We start from the raw sequence: 18,037 nt of genomic DNA, 5'->3' as shown, positions 1-18,037 counted from the left end.
TGCCGTAAACTTAATATTAATTATTGTTTCTACGTGGTATCTCGGGTGGCCGCTCCATACCATCGGGCCGGCGCTGGCGTTTTGGCTTGGCCTTCGGCTTGCCGGTGGCAGGGTCTATCTCCTCCACTTTTTCGGGCTTGGGCTGTTTTTTTGCCTTGGCAACCTCCTTAATTTTCTTTTTTTCCTCCTCCTGCTGGCGCTGTTTGGCCTTGTTAGTGGTATCATGCTGTAACGACGGATACAACGGCGCAGGTATTACTGCACTATAAAAATTTTTATTGCTTGAAGGGGCGTTGCGGGCAGACAAAATGTGTGGCACTGCTATTATCAGGAGTACAATATACAAAAACCACTTTATCATTCCAGGTGAGAGCGTACAAATGCTTTATTAACCGTGCCCGTACACGCCCTTTAGACGTGGCACCGGCTCAGCTAATTTAGCTTGAGGGTAAAAATTTTACTTATAAAGGCTTGGCTGTATTAATTGGATAAATATATAAATAGCGGCATAAGCAACAAAGTGCCTATGCCATTAATTTAATATCTTTTGAAGTGTAAACGCGCGCATGGTCATCTATTATAATACAAGCCATTTGGTTAAGCTTGTTTATAAGGTAAAGGCCGGCGTTTATGCCCATAGCAATAATTGGGCTTGCCATAGCATCGGCAAGCTCGGCACCTGGGGTAATAATGCTCACGCTTTTTATTTTACTCACAGGGAAACCTGTTTCGGGGTTCACGGTGCCTGCCAGTTTACTATCGGCAATTGGCGCCAGTTTATCCGAATTGAACGAAGTTGCAATGGCCATGTTGCTTATCTCTACATCGGCAAAAGGCTGCGCCGCTTGCGATGGGTCGGCTGTACCAATTGTCCATGGGGTATTATCAGGCTGCAGGCCCCAGCTTAGCAAATCGCCGCCGGCGTTGATAACACCGCTGGCAATGCCTTGCATTTGCAATATATATTTTGCCCTATCGGCAGCATAACCGCGGCTAACAGCGCCAAGGCCAATGCGCATACCCTTGTTTTTTAAAAAAACGGTTTGCTTTGCAGCATCAAGCACAACGTTTTTATAGTTGGCTAAGTTTAATTTGCGTTTGGCAGCCTTGCTATCAGCTTCTGCCGGCTGGGTAGCAGGGTACGTAACATCAAAAGTACCGTAAGTAAGCTCAGATATTTGCAGCGCCCTGTCAACCAAACGGAATATCTCGGCATCAACACGCACCGGACGGATGCCGGCGTTGCGGTTAATCTCGTTCAGTTTGCTTTCGTCGGTAAAAGTGCTCAACAGTTTTTCTACACGGGCAATTTCGGCAACAGCATCGGCAAAGCATTCTTCGGCGCGGGCTTCGTTATCCCCTACCAGGCTCACCACAAAATTGCTTCCCATCAAACGCGCCTCGCGTACAAATACCTCTTTATTTTCTGTTAAATTTTTTACTGCCAGCATATCTTCAAGATGAATTACTGTTACCAAATGTTACAGTTTGCCAAAATATAAGGCAAAACGGCAACCTAACAATACGAAAGTAGTGGCTCATTATGAAATTGAGATGAAAAGCGCAACTATCAGTAACAGAATGCCATCCGCAACGCATTTTATATATAAATATTATAATATTTAAACTATATTGCTGCTCCCCAAACTAATTTAAACTACAACGAAGCGCATAGCTTCGGATTAGCCCCTATATGAAAAAAATTGCGGTAATATTTACCCTGCTATTGCTGTGCAAACAGCTGGCTGCCCAAACAGCTAACACCAATTCATTCGAGATAAATGCCATACATGGCCTAAGCTCCTTCACTGCCGAATTTTATAAAATGCCGGGGCACCTAAAAGGGCTGGAGGCCAGCTACCGCTTTAATATGGGGAATAATAAAGCCCCCTACATACGGCTGCTGAATATTGAAAATATTGATATAGTAGGCGGTTTCCGCAATTTTAACAGCGTAAGTATTATTGATAGTAATGATGTGGAAACAAAACCCATTGGCCAGGTTTACAGTGTGCTTGGGCGATTGGAAATACCCATTGTGAAATTTGGCAGAGGGCGTTTGGTTTTCGCGCCCGCAATCGGGCTTGCTTATGCCACAGGTACCTACTTTACAAACGGCAACCCGCTTATTGGCAGCCATATTAACTTAGCAAGCCAGGCCGGGCTTTTTATATCGGCACCGTTAAGCAATAGTGTTGGGCTAAAGGGTGGTATAGATATTTTCCATTACTCTAACGGCGCGGTAAAGGTACCCAACAATGGCATTAACTCGGTAGAAGTATCATTAGGGCTCATTCAAAACTTAAATACCCCCGGGCCGCAAACCAGTAGCAAGGCTTTTAGTACCTTTTACAAACATTCGTTTGAGTTTGGGTTTGATGTAGGGCGAAGAGGCGTACAGAAGGCCGAAGGCGGGCTTTATAAAACAGGCCTATCAGCGGCGTACAATTACAGGGTAGGTAATGCACTGAGTTTAAAGGCAGGCGCCGATGCGGTGTATTATTTTTCGCTTTACCACCCCGATGACGACCCTAAAACCAACCTCGAACCCAGTTACCAATACCATGGCTCCTCGTTTGATAGGTGGCGATATGGGCTAAGCGCAGGCTTTGATTTATGGCTTGGGCGATTGGCTATTATGGCCAACACCGGCTACTACCTGCATTACCGAAGCACCACGCCCATACATACGTATTGGATGCCGGGCATAAAATATTATATGCTGCCATGGATGGCTTTACAAGTGAAAAGCTACATACACGGCAGCGATTGCGACTACCTGGGCGGCGGGTTAATATTCCGCACGCATTAAGCGGCGGTGCCTTCTTTTAAGCGCTCGGCGTTCTCTGCAAATTGCAGGGCTTCCATAATTTCCTGTAAGTCGCCGTTCATTACGCCGGTAAGGTTGTATATAGTTAAGCCAATACGGTGCTCGGTTAAACGCCCTTGCGGATAGTTGTAGGTACGTACTTTAGCAGAGCGGTCGCCGGTGGCCACCATGGTTTTGCGTTTCTTAGATGTTTCCTCCAGGTGCTTCTGCAGCTCCATTTCGTACACACGCGAACGTAGTACCTGCAAAGCTTTATCATAGTTTTTCAACTGCGATTTCTGATCCTGGCATTGGGCAACAATACCTGTAGGAATGTGTGTTAAACGCACCGCCGAGTAGGTAGTGTTTACCGACTGGCCGCCCGGGCCCGAAGCACAGAACAGATCTTTACGGATATCGCTTACCTGCAAATCGATGTCGAACTCGTCAACCTCCGGCAATACCACTACCGATGCTGCAGAGGTATGCACACGGCCCTGGGTTTCGGTATCAGGAACGCGCTGTACGCGGTGCACACCGCTCTCGTATTTGAAGTTACCATAAGCATCTTCGGCGTTTATGTTAAAAACGATCTCTTTGTAACCGCCCGATGTACCCTCGGTGTAGTCCACCAGTTCGGTTCTCCAACCGCGTTTTTCGCAGTAGCGCATATACATGCGGTAAAGGTCGCCGGCAAACAGGGCAGCTTCGTCGCCGCCTGTACCGCCGCGTATCTCTACAATGGCATTCTTCGAGTCTTCAGGGTCTTTTGGTATCAGCATCACACGGATAGCTTCTTCCATTTCTTCCTGCTGAACGTATAACTCGTCCAATTCCATTTTGGCCATCTCGCGGAACTCCTCGTCCTTCTCGGTAGCCAAAATTTGTTTGTTGGTATCTATATTGCTCATAATGTTGCGGTACTTGTGGTACTCTTCAACAATTTTGGCAAGGTCTTTATATTCCTTATTCAACTGGGCAAAGCGCTTCATATCGCTCATGGCTTCTGGTGTGCTCAGCTCAGCTTCGACCGCCTTCCAGCGTTGAAATATCAATTCTAATTTCTCTAACATGGTATTGTGTTGAAAATCTCCTGCTTGCTGTTTGGTTATTTCAGCTTGCAAAAAACATGCAAAAATACGGAAAATAAGGGATTAATTTATTCAGGGGATTGTAAATAGATTATCGGGCTTTTTTCGGCGGCCATTTAACCGCAAAGGGCGCAGAGACTTGCGAACTGATTAGCAGAAAGAATACAAAGATTTTCGATCTCACGCAAAGGCGCCAAGACGCAAAGAAAAAAGTCACTAAAACCTCAATTGATCAGCTTGCAAGGCTTTGCGCCCCTTTGCGTTTCTTTTTTGTGTTCTTCGCGGTTAAATTACACTGCTCCATTCAGGAACACCGTCTTTAGCTTTCTCAAAGTACTTCAACTCCAGCTTAACTCCGTCAAATACCGCGTAACTGAAGTTGTATATCCAATCGCCAAGGTTTATGTAACGGGTATTGTTAATGAGGGGTTTATCCATAGGGCGGTGCCTGTGCCCGTATATCATGTAATCGTAGTGCCGGGTTTGCAAAACCTCCTTCGAATAAAGCTCTATCCATTCCTGCGGATGCAGTTTTTTTTCGCCTATACGTGCGTTAGTTACTTTGCTTTTATGCGACCATGCACCGGCAATACCAATACCAAAATTTGGATGCAGCCGGGCAAAGGCCCATTGGCATAATTTACTGCGGAATATCTTTTTCAGGAATTTATACTTTTTATCCCCAGGGCCCAAGCCATCGCCATGATGCAGGTAAAAACTTTTACCGTTGCGTTCAAAAGTAAATTCGTTGGGGATAATGGTGGCGTTCAGTTCGTTCTCAAAGTAATCAAACATCCACATATCGTGATTGCCTTTAAACATATACAGCTTTACGCCGGCATCGGTCAGCTGCGCCAGTTTACCCAAAAACCTGATGTAGCCTTTTGGTACTACGGTTTTGTATTCGAACCAAAAATCGAATACATCACCTACCAAAAAAAGCTCAGCAACATCGTCTTTGATCATGTCCAGCCAACGCACTACCTTATCTTCGCGTTCACGAGCCGAAGTTTGCGCGCCTATGCCTAAGTGCATATCAGAAGCGAAATAGATATTTTTTCCGGTTGGCATATATCGCCAAAAATACGACAATGATCTAATCCCTCAAAGCTGTTTTAATAGCTTCCATTGTTTACCGGCGGCATATATTCTATACGCTTGGCAAAGTATATATCCCAGGCGTGTTGCTGCTGCTTATTGGTGCTATGCCCGGTATCTTCGTCATAGTCAATATTCAGCTGCTTGTACTTGGCATCTATCCGGTTAAAAATAGCCATGGCCTCGTTTTGGTAGTTGGCGGTAAAGCGGGTGCGGTTTACGGTGCGCAGTACTTCCTGCTGCTCCAGGTAGGCTATGTTGTAATGCCCCTGCTCGTGGTTCAGGATAGAAGCAAGAGATTCTGCCGAGGTAACGCGAGCGCGGTCAAGCCACGACTTGTTACTGTTCATGCTCAGCGTTACATTAAAATGCAAAATGTATTCACCATCCCGGTGTGATGCCTGGAACCTGAAATCGATAGTGCAATTAGTATAAGCCACAACGCCGCGGTTGTTAAAGCGCGGGTAGCCCTGAAAATCGCCCGCCACTAACTGCCTGAAAGGCTGCGCAAAAAGTGGTGAAGAAGCAAGCAGCAACAACATCAATACCGTGCCTGCGCGTAAACATTTCAACATCATTAAAAGCCGTTAAAAGTAATTTTTACTTTCTGACTTTCTCCGACTGCAGAAGGTTTAATGCCATCATTTCTTTCATGGTATTTTCCATGCCGGCGGTTGAGCCATCCAGGAATATTACGTTACCATTAGAGTTTTCGGCGAAGTGCTTGATAGATTCTGTCCACATGGTGAACAGGATAACTGAAGTATCCATATTAGCGCCTTGCATCTCTTTGGCGGCCATGGTCATACCTTTGGCAACTTCTTCGCGGAACAATGCTATGCCCTGCCCACGCAGTTGTGCCGCCTGGCGCTCGGCCTCGGCAGATATTTTTATCGCATTACCATCGGCCTCGGCAGCTTTTGTTTTGGTGATGAGCAATGCCTGTCCCTCGTTCTCGGCTGCGGCTTTCAGGTTGTTTGATGCTACTACCTGGCTCATCGATTTCATGATCACATCGTCGAAGGTAATATCGTTCAATTGCAGATCTTGCAGGTGGTAGCCCCAGCCTTCCAGTATAGTATCCAACTGCTCTTTTACGTGCTCCACAATATCGCGGCGCAGTATCAGTACTTCGCTTTGGCGTTTGGTGGCCACAAATGCACGGATAGAGCCCTCTACGGTGCGAATAAGCGCCTGCATCAAATTGCGTTCGTCCACAAATTTAAAGGCGACGTTCTTGATGGTCTCTTCCTGCTGATCTAATACCGAATACAGCAGCATGGCTTTGAAATACACATTGGCCTGATCGAACGTTACAGCCTGGAACTCCAGCTCTACCGAGCGGTTCTGGATAGATATTTTGGAGTATATGTTTTCGATGAAGGGTATCTTAAAATTCAGCCCCGGCAATAATATGCGGCGGTATTTGCCAAAAATAGTGATCACCACAATAGTACCCTGCTTAACGGTTACAAACGAACCGAGGATAACCATTAACACCAAAAACAGCAATACGTAAACAATGATAGATGAAGCCATAGGTTTTATAATTTGAAATAAATATAGGCTTAATTATTTGAGGAACAAGATGAAATAATTAAACCCTCTTGAAGGTGAATATCTTTCTACTATAGAGTTTAGGCATGCTCTCAAACGCGATATAGGGTTAACATAACTTAACACTTTTTGACGTAAAATGTTTACAAAATATTGAAAATCAAATATTTAATCCCAAAGAATCAAAAGTTATAATTTACTGATATTACCAGCAAATTACTTGATGCGGTTTTAAGTACGCAATTGTAGAGACGTATAAAATATTTCACGCAAAGGCGCAGAGACGCAAAGAAAAAACTTGGCGGCTTTGCGCCTTTGCGTGCCCATAAAATTTCGCGCGAAGAGGGAATATTCTGTTAATTTAGGGGCAAGACATCTAAACCATGGAATGTAAACACGACCACCACACCGACGAAGCCCGCAATAACGTAACCGCTAATATTGAGCAACATGGCTGCCATATTGTTTTGGTACAAAGCGGTAATAGCGTACCCGACTTTGCTTACTCTATAGGTTTATACGAACGATTTAACCATCCGGAAATCATATGCTTCGATCTGAAGTCAGACTTGATGAGCTCGATGATCAACCATGCCTGCGATTTGATAGAACAAGGAGAGTTGCTAATTCCCGGAAAATTGTACGATGGCTTTTTAGAGGGCCACAATGTGCAATTGCTGCCGGTTGATAAGGCGTTTTATGCCGAGCATTTTGGATATGCCCGATGGTATTATGGCAACTATATAGATTTTCCGGCACTACAGATCGTTTACCCAGACTTGCAGGGTAATTTCCCATGGGAGGAGAACTTTAACCCCGAATGGAAATTTAGGCAGCCATTGCTCGACAGGAATATAGATTTCAAATTTTATGAAGAACGAAACGTTGGCGTTTTTACTACCATCCAGGTGCTGAATGGTGCGCCGATATTGAATGTTTACCATAATGAGGATGGTGCCTGGCAGTTCCACACTAACGACACCCTTGATATAGCTGATGCTAAACTTGTAGCGCTGGAAACTATTACAAAGCTCGACCCGAGTGTAAATAATGTTTTCGATTTAGAATACGGTTGGCAAGCATTCAGAAACAGCATTGAGGATGATTGGCAATATCAGTTAAATCCTGAAGAAGAGGAAGAAGAATCTACTCAAGACACCCCTGCGACAGAGAAACCGAAATCTATCCTTCAAAAACTGGGCAATTGGTTCAAGTAAAAATCTATTTCCGTAGAGGCGCGATACTTCGCGTCTCCCGCAGGACAGGCAACCATGCACGGTGGATTTGCATACCCGAGACGCGAAGTATCGCGTCTCTACAATTTAGAAAAAACCGGGGATTACTCCGCCACCCAGATAGCATCCACAAACCAGCTCTTGCTATCTAAAAACCGATGCAGCGGCTTAAACCCTGCCGATGCACCCATATCATCTACCTGCTGCAGGGTGAACTTTTGCGATATCTCCATATCGATGTATTCATCTTTGGCGAAGGTAATTTCGGCACCATTGATATTTACCTGTTGCTCTTTAAGACTGATAAGGAAGCTTCTGCAGGCACCGCTTTCCGGGTCGTAAGTTGGGTAATGGTCGAATTTGTTTACTTCGAAATTGCCGCCCAATTCGCGGTTGATGCGTTCGAGCAGGTTGAGGTTGAAGCGCTTGGTAATGCCCTCTTTGTCGTTATAAGCCGCTAAAACGGTGTGCGGGTTTTTCTTTAGGTCGGCACCTATCAGTACCATATCGCCGGGCGAGAGGTGGCGGCGCAGTTCGCGGCAAAACTCTGTAGCTTCATCCACAGGCATATTGCCAATGTTTGAGCCCAGGAACATCACCACCTTGCGTTTATCGGATAGTTTAGCTGCCTTGGTCAGCATTTTGAAATACTCTCCCTGTAAACCGGTAATTTTTATACCCGGCAAGGTAACTGGCAGCGTAATGCTGAGGTAGGATATTACGTTAGCCGAAATATCGATAGGCAGATAAGCGAAATCGGCGCTCTGCTCCATCAGGTAGCGCAGCAAGTGGCTCGATTTGGTGGCATCGCCCGCACCTAATTCTATCAGTTCAAAAGCATCGCCACCGGCAATAATGGCATCACCCAACTCTGCGGTTTTTTGGGTGAATATCTCCATCTCGCAATTGGTGGGGTAATACTCCTCACAAGCCATCAGGTCCTGAAAGAGTTTATCGCCATGCGCATCATAAAAATATTTCGAATCGAGATGCTTGGGTTCTGCGCTTAAGCCTGCAATTACATCTTTGTAAAATTGCGTGCAGGCTATGTCCGTAGGCATATCTGTTGTTTGTTGGCAGGTGGTGGTGTTTTCCATTTGGGGCAGGTGTTGATGTTTTTCTATTTGGCAAGGCGTATGCCGGTAAATTGCCAGCGCAGTTCGGGCTGGAAAAAATTGCGGTAGGTGATGCGGCTATGGTTTGGCGGCGTAGCTTCTGATGCGCCGCGCAATACTTTTTGCCCCACCATAAATTTGCCGTTGTATTCGCCAATGGCGCCGGGCGCTTTGGCAAAACCGGGGTATGGCAGGTAGCTGCTTTCGGTCCACTCCCAGCGGCTGCCCCAGTTAAATTGCGTGGCAGCAACTTCCCACTCAAACTCGGTGGGCAGGCGCATGCCCTTCCATGATGCATAGGCATAAGCCTCGTAATAGCTGATGTGGCAAAGCGCCTCGTGCAAATGCAGCGGCTCGAAACCATGGAAGGTGTAGTAATGCCATTCATCATCTATCAAGTGCCAGTACATAGGTGCGTCCACCTTGTTGGTGTTCACCCAATCCCAACCGGCGGCATGCCAGTGTCGGAAATCGTGATAACCTCCGGCTTCAATAAACTCTAAATACTCGGCATTGGTTACCAGCGCAGGGCTTATCTCAAAGGCGTTCAGGTAAACCTTGTGGCGGTTCAGTTCATTATCGAAAGAAAAGCCCTCACCGTTAAAGCCAACTTCATAAACGCCTTCGTTTATTTTCACCCAGGCGGAATCCTGCGGCTCCTCGAATTTAGGCTTCACATAATCGTGCGAGTAAGCCGGGAACAGCGGGTTGTTGCCGAGGATGTATTTAATATCGGTTAGTAAAAGTTCCTGGTGCTGTTCTTCGTGATTGAAGCCTAATACCAGCAGTTCCTTCACCTCATCGCTCATATCGCCCGAGGCAATAAAGTGCTGCATGGCATCATCCACATACTTGCGGTAAAGCTTTATATCCACCACCGTTGGGCGGCTAAGGTTACCCCTATCGGTACGAATAACGCGGTTGCCCACCGTTTCGTAATAGCTATTGAAAACATAGTTGTAGTTGGGATCAAATTCCTGGTAGCCCATAAAGTAGGGCTTCAGTATAAAAGTTTCGAAAAACCAGGTAGTGTGCCCAATGTGCCATTTAGGCGGACTAACATCCACCACGGGCTGCACCACGTAATCTTCGGTTTGCAGGGGGGCGCATATAGCTTCGGTGCGCGCGCGTACTTTTTTGTAACAGTCGGCTAAGTCCATTGGCATTATTTGCTATCCAAATAGCGTTTAAGGTCTGAAATTGTTTTGATGCGCAGTTCTTTTGCCTGCTTTTCGCGCATCATTAAAGCATAAGCATTGTTGAAACCTATCGGCTTCAGCCATTTTAATTGGTAGCGTTTTGTAAACTCCCGGGCAACATAATTGTAGGTGCTATCCTTACTTGCCTGTAGCTGTGTCACCGTTTTGGGCGATGCCTGCAAAATGGCTAACAGCCCTGTGCCGGTGTATTCGGGGTACAGGTCTATCTGGTCGTTAGTGAGGGCATCAAATACTATTTTGGTACCGCCCAGCCCGGTTTTGGTGGCTACGTTGTAATTGGTGTAGCCTTTTATCAGCATGGTATACATACTTGCCAAAATGTACTGTTCGCCAAATATTTTTGAGCCTATACGCACCACGCCGGCGTTGCCGCCTCTATCTGCCCGGTAAAGTTTTTTCGCTTCCAAAAAATCTTTCGCCACACGTTCGGGCGAGCGGTGAAGATAGTCGGTTTGATAATTTAACACCGTCATCACCGAATCATTTATCAGTCCCGAAAGCAGGTTCAGTGTTTTTTCCAACTCGGGGAATTTGCGCAGGGCATCTTCGCGAACCACTGGTGCGGCATAGTAGGGCGGGAATATCTTTTTATCGTCATCGAGCACTACCAAATCGTAAGCCTTCAGCCGACCATCGGTAGAGTAGCCGCTTATCACGTCCAGTTCTTTTTCCTGTGCGGCTTTGTACATTACTGCATCGCTGATAACGATAGTGTGTATCTTGAGCCCATATTTACTTTGCAGCCCCAGGTTACCATCCTGCCTGCCCATAAACTCCGGCGTAAAACCGGCGGTAAGCTTACTGCCATAAGCAGATGGAATAAAGTACATGCCCGATAGCAGCACCAGCAATACCGGCGCGATTTTTACCGCGCCCTTCACCTTTTTAAAATTCAGTTTTTGCAGCATTGAGAGTAGAAAATCGAACACAACGGCAAGCAAAGCTGCTGGAATTGCCCCCGCCAATATCATGTTTGTATTGTTAAGCGATATGCCCCCGAAAATGAACTCGCCCAAACCACCGGCAGCAATGTAGGATGCCAGCGTAGCCACGCCAACGTTGATAACCGTAGCCGTACGGATGCCCGCCAATATCACCGGCATAGCCAGCGGTAATTCCACCTTAAACAACACCTGCCATTTACTCATGCCCATGGCAAGGGCGGCTTCTTTCACACTGGCATCTACACCAATAATACCCGTGTAAGTATTGCGGATGATAGGCAGCAGCGCATAAAGCAGCAGCGCCACAATAGCCGGTTTGGCACCAATGCCCAGCAGAGGTATCATGAAACCCAGCAGGGCAATACTGGGGATGGTTTGCAAAACGCCGGCAATACCCAATACCAAGCCCGAAAAGTTTTTTCTTCGGGTGATATAAATGCCCAAAGGCAAGCCGATAAGCACAGCTATCAGCAGCGAAATAAAGGTAAGCCCCACGTGCTGCAAAGTTTGCACCGCCAGCTTGTCCGCCTGTTGTGCCATAAATTGCCAAAGCGTTTGTTGCTGCTCATTCATGCGCTTGTAGTTGTTTATAGTGTGAATAAGCTGCCATTAATTGCTCGAATGTGATGGTTTTGACTTTTTCTTCCGATGGATGCTGAATACTGATATGCTCCCCTTTTTCGAATTTAAATTGCTCCAGCACCGCCCAAAAGTCTGCCTCCGCCGATAGCGATGAAGTATTGGTTTTACGTCCCCCATCCGGCAAGTATTTCCATAAGTCAGTCACCTTGATTGCCCTAAACTCTAACTGCAAGCGTTGCTCGTTCAAAAAATCCCGCACTAATTTATTTTTAGGGTGAAACAGCAATTCGGCTGGCGTACCTATCTGCACAATTTTGCCTTTATCCATTAGCGCTATCCTATCCGCCAGTTCAAAGGCTTCCTGCACATCGTGCGTTACCAATATGATGGTTTTGCGCTTCAGCTCGTCCAAGGCTTTAAACTCGCCATGAATTTTTGCGCGGGTAACGTTATCCAGCGCGCCAAAGGGTTCGTCCATCAGTAACAGGGGTGGGTCGGCAACTAAGGCGCGGGCCAGGCCTATGCGTTGCTGCTGGCCACCGCTTAACTCATTGGGGTATGCGCTGAGGTATTTTTTATCCAGATGGAGCTTACCCAGTAGCTCGTTAATACGCTTATCGGTTTTGGTTTTATCCCAACCCAGCAATTGCGGCACAATGGCAATATTCTCGGCAACGGTATAATGCGGAAACAGCCCGTTGTTTTGCAGCACATAGCCAATACCGCGCCGCAGGGTTTCGGGCTTTTCGTCCATAACGTTTTTACCGTTAATGGCAATGCTGCCGCTATCGGGCTCTATCAGGCGGTTCAGCATCTTAAGCGTGGTGGTTTTGCCACAACCACTGGTGCCCAGTAAGGCCAGGGTTTCGCCTTCCGCCACTTCGAACGAAATACCGTCTACCGCTTTTGTTGCACCGAATGTTTTTACGAGGGCTTCAACTTTTATCATACCGGGCGCTTAGTCCAATTTCATAAAAAGGTTGTTTAACGATTCGGAATACGTGGGGTGCGCAAACACGCCGTAGCGTATTTTATCATAAGTAATGCCGCCCTCCATGGCCATTTGCAGTACCGACATAATTTCTCCGCCCTCTACGCCTATCACCGCCACGCCCAGTATCTTTTTGGTATCGGCATCTACCACGGCCTTCATAAATCCGCGCGTATCGCCGGTTTCCAATGCCCGCGCTACGTGGGCCATTGGCAGCTTAGCCACTTTATAGTTCAAGCCCTGCGCCTTGGCTTCTGCCTCGGTAATACCCACGCGGCCCAGTTCGGGGTCGGTAAACATACAATAGGGTACTACACGGTCTTTTATGCTGAGGTTTTGCTTTTCGATGAGGTTGCGGTAAACAATAGTATAGTCGTGGTACGAGATATGCGTAAAAGCCGGGCCGCCTTTAATATCGCCCAGGGCATAAATGCCGGGTACGTTGGTTTCCAGCCTATCGTTTACCTTAATGTAACCTTTATCATCCAATTCCACACCCGTTTTATCAAGTGCTAAGCGGGCGGTTTGCGGCTCGCGGCCTATGGCCACCAACACATGGCTGCACTTTATCTTCTTCTCGCCATCGGCAGTTTTTATGGTTGCGGTAATTTGGTTTTTGCCTTTGTTTTTAAGCTTGATGACTTTACTATCTGCCAATATTTTTATCTGCTCCTCTTCCAAGAGTTTAGCTATCTCCTCCGACACATCCTCATCCTCGTGAGACAAAATCCGCCCCGAACGCTCTACAATAGTTACCTTACTGCCAAAGCGCCTGAACATTTGCCCAAACTCCAAACCGATATAATTACCGCCGATAACCAGCAAGTGCTCGGGCAGCTTCTCCAGTTCCAGCATGGAGGTTGAGGTGAGGTAATCTACTTCATCCAGCCCTTCAATATCTTTGGGGATAACGGTTTTGCAGCCTGCGTTAATAAATATCTTATCCGCCGTAAACTGCCTTGCCTTGCCTGTTTTGGGGTTTACCGAAATGGTTTTCTTATCGATAAAAGTTGCTTCGCCGAAAATAAGGTCGAGGTTCGGGGTTTTCTCCATGGCCGCCTGGCTCCCGTTGCGCGATTTGAGTACGATGCCGTTGGCACGTTTCTTCACCTGCTTCAAATCCACCGTGTAGCCTTTTATGGTGATGCCCATATCGTTGCATTTGCCGGCCAAATAGGCTAACCGCGCACTGGCCACCATGGTTTTGGTAGGTGTGCAGCCATCGTTTACGCAGGTGCCGCCAATGTAACGTTTCTCTACCAGCAGGGTTTTAAGCCCGGCGGCGGCCAGTTTTTTGCAAAGCGGCGAACCCGCCTGGCCCGAGCCAATAACAATTGCATCGTAATGTTTCATATCAGTTGTGTTGAGCAACAAAGGCCTTGCTGCACGGGGCAAGTGCCCGGGCTGTACGGATGGCTTTCATGTTGGCAGGTTGAATGTGCATAAAGATACCGCAATGGCACCGCAATAATAAAGTACCCACAGCTTTTTTTGTTTGGCGGATGCATTATCATTTTCATTCAAAACGGTAGTCGTCAAGTACTTAAAAACCTTACAGAAACTTTTTTAAAATTTTATTTTTATTTTCTAAAACAAACTCTATCTTTGCAATCCCAAAACAAAGGAAATAAAGTTTAAAAAAAACAAAATTCCCAAGTTACAAAAGACGGCCCGTTCGTCTAGGGGTTAGGACAGGAGATTTTCATTCTTCAAACAGGGGTTCGATTCCCCTACGGGCTACTAAAAACAATGTCAAAAGACACTAAAAGGCTGCAAATCGTTGATTTACAGCCTTTTTTGTTTTAGTCAAGGTGCCATTTTATTCACCAAAACCCACCAAAAAAGTGAGGAGTGAGGAGAGTAATTTAAGGCATAGAAAACACTCACCAAATTTCGTTTAATTAACTGACATACAACATGTTCAGTAATTAAACATCTTGTTCAGCCGCAATTGCAAGTTTAATTTTGTTAACCACTAATTGCTTGTTATGAACACAAATTTCAATCTGCTTTTTTATTTAAAGAAGCCAAAAGTATGGAACAAGGGCCCTATTCCTATCTACATCCGCATCACTGTAAACGGCAAAAGATCAGAGCTTTCATCCGGAAGAAGCTGCGAAATAAACACATGGAATTCAGATGCCGGCAGGTGCCGGGGAAATAAGGAAGAAGCAAAAATGCTGAACACCTATTTGGATACTTTGCAGACAAAAGCCAGGCATGCTCACCAGATCTTACTCGACAGCGGGATGGAGGTAACGGCTGAGAACCTCAAAAACCAGTTATCCGGCAACGCCGAAAAGACAAGGTATTTAATGCAGATCTTCGATGAGCATAACAGAAGAATGAAATCTTTGATCGGGAATGGCTTTGAAGCCAATACCTTGAAAGGATACAATACTTCTGTAAAACATTTATCCGGCTTTCTAAAAGCTAATTATGGCAAGACAGATATTGACGTTAGAAGCTTAAACCATGCTTTTATTGTAGATTTTGAGTATTACTTAAAGTCAACTTGCAAATGCAGCGGCGTTTCTGCAGAAAAATACATCAAGCACCTGAAAAAAATGGCCAACCATTGCCTGGCGAACAACTGGCTGACAGTTAACCCTTTCGTTAATTTCAAATCTACGGCGAAAGCAAAAGAGCGGACATTTCTAACGGCGGATGAATTGCAGCGCATCACCGATAAGGAATTCGGGATCGAACGATTGGAACAGGTTCGGGATATTTTTGTGTTTTGTTGCTACACCGACCTGTTCTACGCCGATGTCCAAAAACTAAAAAGAAGCGAAATCGGAAAAGGCATAGATAATGAGCAATGGATATTTACGACCCGGCTTAAAACCGATACCAGTTCCCGTATTCCATTATTGCCCCAGGCGGCAAAGATCATCAAACGCTATAACGGCCATCCTCAATGTGAAATTAAGGACGTGGTGCTACCTGTTTTAAGCAATCAAAAGATGAATGCATACCTGAAAGAGATCGCAGACCTATGCGGTATCACCAAGCACTTCACCTTCCACCTCGCAAGGCATACGTTTGCAACTACGGTCACCCTATCTAATGGCGTGCCTATCGAAACAGTAAGCAAAATGCTTGGCCATACTATTCTAAAGACCACCCAGCATTACGCCAAGATACTGGACGTGAAGGTCAGCCAGGACATGAAAGCGCTGAGAAAAAAGCTTTCCACAAGTAAAAAAAGCAAAACACAAGCACCATCGATATGACACACCCATCACTGCTAAACGAAGAAAATATCTTCGACAAAATATATATTATCCGGAACATCAAAGTTATGCTGGATAAAGACCTTGCTGATATTTACGGTGTAAAACCCATCAGGTTACGCGAACAAGTTAAAAGGAATGCCACGAGATTCCCCGGGCATTTTATGTTTCAATTAACAGAAGAAGAAATAGAATTCATGGTATCGCAAAATGCGATACCTTCCAGGCAGCACCTTGGCGGCAGTGCCCCCTATGCCTTCAGTGAACACGGCATCCTGATGCTGGCGAACGTGATCAAAAGCGAACAGGCCATTTCAATGAGCATCAAGATCATCGAGGTGTTCATTAAAATACGAGAATTGATATTAAGCAATAAGGAACTATTACTCAAACTTGAACGCCTGGAGAACATTATGGCAGACCACGATGGCCAAATACAAAAACTATTCGGCCTGCTGAAACATCTGTTGGCAGAAAAAAGGGAACCAAGGGAACCTGTTGGATTTAAATTCCCGAAACCTGAGGAATAGGCTTATGCCACGCGACATCGGGTAACAAATATCACCGTCAAGGCTTCGTGATACGAGGCCTTTTTTGGCGGGGGGGCATTTTCCGGCTTGCCCTGACCAGTAGAGCGATGCCCTGCAAGTCGCGAAGGATCCGGCACTCTTCCGCTTTTGTGTCGCTCTTCTGCGAACCGCACGCTGACCGTACGTCCGTCGATCTCGGCCTGGTCGAGGGCAGCTATCGCCCGTTCTGCCCCCGCCGGATCAGCCATTGTAATAAAGCCATAGCCTTTACTTTCGCCCGTAACCCGGTTCGTAACGACCGTGACGGTGTCGACCGTGCCGTGTGCACTGAATAACTCTACCAGTTCGACTTCATCCATATCCCTCGGGATGCCGACTATGAACAGTTTTACCATACCACACAAATATAAGACAGGTTTTACTTATTGCACACAGTTATCCATTGCAATGCGTAAACAACCGAAAAGCAGCAAGCAGCAAGAATGTCAAGGCCGGGACTCCGCTGTTAAGCGCAGGCCCGCTTGTATAGCCTTGACGTTCTTGCTGCGGTGCTAATTTTGTAGAAGCAGTGCAATGGATAGTGTTAGACGGTTACTATAAAACTATGAACGCACGGACACCACAGGGATAAATTTATCCATATTGCACAGATATATAGGCAGTTGTACATTTGTATTTATGTATGTAAAAAAGACTACTCCATCCCTCAACTGCGGGCTTGACCTGGCCTGCGAAGTCCTGTACGGAAAATGGAAGTTCCGTATATTGTGGTTCATCCATCAAGGGAACATACGCTCAAGCGAACTTCAACGGAAAATGCCGGATGCAAGCAGCAGGGTGATCCATATTCAACTTAAGGAGTTGGAAGAGCATGAATTAGTGGCCAGGACGATCTACCCGGTCATGCCCCCGAAAGTGGAGTACACGCTAACAGATTTCGGAAGAACGCTGATCCCGGTGTTATCAATTGCCGGAAAATGGGCAGAAGAGCACCAGGAACAGTTGACCGAGGCCATTTTACGGGACCATATCGGTTCATCAAGCACATCATCTATATAAACAAATAATTGAACATGAGTTATTGCACAGCGATCACGAACATGGAGGCAGGGGACAGAAAGGACCTCCATAAAAAATATCATGATGGCCATTACGGTTATCCCATAACTAATGACAACGAGCTTTTTGGCCGCTTAATCATGGAGATCAACCAGGCCGGGCTGAGTTGGGAAACGATCTTAAAAAAAGAGGTTTCCTTCAGGAACGCTTATCATAATTTTGATGTCAGGCGAGTGGCAGCCTATGACGATGCGGACCGCGCGCGTCTTTTGGCTGCCCCCGGGATCATCCGCAACCGCCTGAAGGTAAATGCTGCTATCGAAAATGCCAAGGCCATCATGGGTATTCAGGCTGAATATGGCTCATTTTTAAAATGGCTCGAACATCATCATCCTAAGTCCAAAGAAGAATGGATCAAACTATTTAAAAAGGCCTTTCGTTTTACGGGCGGCGAGATCGTGAACGAATTCCTGATGAGTATAGGTTTTTTGCCGGGCGCGCATATAGATAATTGCCCAGTGTTTAATAAAGTCATGGAACACCACCCGATGTGGGCAAAGGATTAAGAGG

18 protein-coding genes and 1 tRNA gene are annotated in these 18,037 nt (G+C 46.1%); 7 read left to right on the top strand and 12 right to left on the bottom strand.

The window, feature by feature from the left end; translation table 11 throughout:
• Positions 1-16: 16 nt before the first annotated feature.
• A complete protein-coding gene (locus BC343_RS17805) occupies positions 17-361 on the bottom strand; it encodes a hypothetical protein (protein WP_078349148.1) in 345 nt (114 codons plus the stop codon).
• 163 nt (positions 362-524) lie between these two features.
• Positions 525-1,451, bottom strand: a complete 927-nt coding sequence (locus tag BC343_RS17800) for an FAD:protein FMN transferase (RefSeq protein WP_078349147.1) — start codon at positions 1,449-1,451, stop codon at positions 525-527.
• 242 nt (positions 1,452-1,693) lie between these two features.
• On the opposite strand from BC343_RS17800, the gene BC343_RS17795 reads away from it, so the two are divergent.
• Positions 1,694-2,812 (top strand): acyloxyacyl hydrolase, encoded by a 1,119-nt coding sequence (locus BC343_RS17795; RefSeq protein ID WP_078349146.1) that lies wholly within the window; start codon positions 1,694-1,696, stop codon positions 2,810-2,812.
• Here BC343_RS17795 and prfA read toward each other — a convergent pair.
• The 4 genes from prfA to BC343_RS17775 form a co-directional block, all read right to left on the bottom strand.
• On the bottom strand, positions 2,809-3,882 hold the full coding sequence (gene prfA, locus BC343_RS17790; protein WP_078349616.1) for a peptide chain release factor 1: 1,074 nt from the start codon (positions 3,880-3,882) through the stop codon (positions 2,809-2,811). The two genes, BC343_RS17795 and prfA, sit on opposite strands and share 4 nt — an antisense overlap.
• A gap of 303 nt (positions 3,883-4,185) precedes the next feature.
• Positions 4,186-4,971: a UDP-2,3-diacylglucosamine diphosphatase gene (locus tag BC343_RS17785; RefSeq protein ID WP_078349145.1), complete on the bottom strand. Its 786-nt coding sequence runs from the start codon at positions 4,969-4,971 to the stop codon at positions 4,186-4,188.
• Positions 4,972-5,015: 44 nt separating this feature from the next.
• Entirely contained in the window at positions 5,016-5,576 is a 561-nt protein-coding gene (locus BC343_RS17780) for a DUF922 domain-containing protein (protein WP_143822248.1), read from the bottom strand.
• A gap of 22 nt (positions 5,577-5,598) precedes the next feature.
• Positions 5,599-6,537 (bottom strand): SPFH domain-containing protein, encoded by a 939-nt coding sequence (locus tag BC343_RS17775; RefSeq protein WP_078349143.1) that lies wholly within the window; start codon positions 6,535-6,537, stop codon positions 5,599-5,601.
• A 401-nt stretch (positions 6,538-6,938) separates the two neighbouring features.
• Here BC343_RS17775 and BC343_RS17770 point away from each other — a divergent pair, with 401 nt between their 5' ends.
• Positions 6,939-7,772, top strand: a complete 834-nt coding sequence (locus BC343_RS17770) for a DUF4262 domain-containing protein (RefSeq protein WP_078349142.1) — start codon at positions 6,939-6,941, stop codon at positions 7,770-7,772.
• Positions 7,773-7,894: 122 nt separating this feature from the next.
• On the opposite strand, the gene BC343_RS17765 is transcribed toward BC343_RS17770, so the two are convergent.
• Genes BC343_RS17765 through lpdA form a run of 5 tightly spaced genes read right to left on the bottom strand, consistent with a single transcriptional unit; the run spans position 7,895 to position 13,995 of the window.
• Positions 7,895-8,887, bottom strand: a complete 993-nt coding sequence (locus tag BC343_RS17765; RefSeq protein WP_078349141.1) for an L-histidine N(alpha)-methyltransferase — start codon at positions 8,885-8,887, stop codon at positions 7,895-7,897.
• Between the two features lie 23 nt (positions 8,888-8,910).
• The gene (gene egtB / locus BC343_RS17760) at positions 8,911-10,065 is read right to left on the bottom strand and encodes an ergothioneine biosynthesis protein EgtB (protein WP_078349615.1); all 1,155 of its coding nucleotides are present in this window, start codon (positions 10,063-10,065) and stop codon (positions 8,911-8,913) included.
• Between the two features lie 5 nt (positions 10,066-10,070).
• Positions 10,071-11,642 (bottom strand): ABC transporter permease/substrate-binding protein, encoded by a 1,572-nt coding sequence (locus BC343_RS17755; protein WP_078349140.1) that lies wholly within the window; start codon positions 11,640-11,642, stop codon positions 10,071-10,073.
• Entirely contained in the window at positions 11,635-12,600 is a 966-nt protein-coding gene (locus BC343_RS17750; RefSeq protein WP_078349139.1) for an ABC transporter ATP-binding protein, read from the bottom strand. Before BC343_RS17750 ends, BC343_RS17755 begins: the two co-directional genes overlap by 8 nt.
• A gap of 9 nt (positions 12,601-12,609) precedes the next feature.
• Positions 12,610-13,995 (bottom strand): dihydrolipoyl dehydrogenase, encoded by a 1,386-nt coding sequence (lpdA, locus tag BC343_RS17745; protein WP_078349138.1) that lies wholly within the window; start codon positions 13,993-13,995, stop codon positions 12,610-12,612.
• A 315-nt stretch (positions 13,996-14,310) separates the two neighbouring features.
• On the opposite strand from lpdA, the gene BC343_RS17740 reads away from it, so the two are divergent.
• The 3 genes from BC343_RS17740 to BC343_RS17730 all read left to right on the top strand — a co-directional run bounded on the left by BC343_RS17740 (position 14,311) and on the right by BC343_RS17730 (position 16,408).
• Positions 14,311-14,382: transfer RNA gene (locus tag BC343_RS17740), tRNA-Glu, on the top strand.
• 248 nt (positions 14,383-14,630) lie between these two features.
• Positions 14,631-15,878 carry a site-specific integrase gene (locus BC343_RS17735; RefSeq protein WP_078349137.1) on the top strand — a complete coding sequence of 416 codons (1,248 nt, stop codon included), beginning with the start codon at positions 14,631-14,633 and terminating at the stop codon, positions 15,876-15,878.
• Complete coding sequence (locus BC343_RS17730) at positions 15,875-16,408, top strand: ORF6N domain-containing protein (RefSeq protein WP_078349136.1); 534 nt, start codon at positions 15,875-15,877, stop codon at positions 16,406-16,408. Before BC343_RS17735 ends, BC343_RS17730 begins: the two co-directional genes overlap by 4 nt.
• A 2-nt stretch (positions 16,409-16,410) precedes the next feature.
• On the opposite strand, the gene BC343_RS17725 is transcribed toward BC343_RS17730, so the two are convergent.
• Positions 16,411-16,803, bottom strand: a complete 393-nt coding sequence (locus BC343_RS17725) for an RNA recognition motif domain-containing protein (protein ID WP_078349135.1) — start codon at positions 16,801-16,803, stop codon at positions 16,411-16,413.
• Between the two features lie 247 nt (positions 16,804-17,050).
• On the opposite strand from BC343_RS17725, the gene BC343_RS17720 reads away from it, so the two are divergent.
• Positions 17,051-17,467, top strand: a complete 417-nt coding sequence (locus BC343_RS17720; RefSeq protein ID WP_238381801.1) for a winged helix-turn-helix transcriptional regulator — start codon at positions 17,051-17,053, stop codon at positions 17,465-17,467.
• A 41-nt stretch (positions 17,468-17,508) separates the two neighbouring features.
• Positions 17,509-18,033, top strand: coding sequence for a DNA-3-methyladenine glycosylase I (locus BC343_RS17715; protein WP_238381800.1), 525 nt, complete (start codon positions 17,509-17,511; stop codon positions 18,031-18,033).
• Positions 18,034-18,037: the final 4 nt, after the last annotated feature.

This window comes from Mucilaginibacter pedocola, from assembly GCF_002013915.1.
Classification (GTDB): Bacteria; Bacteroidota; Bacteroidia; order Sphingobacteriales; family Sphingobacteriaceae; genus Mucilaginibacter; species Mucilaginibacter pedocola.
This window is presented reverse-complemented; position numbering and strand designations above follow the sequence as displayed.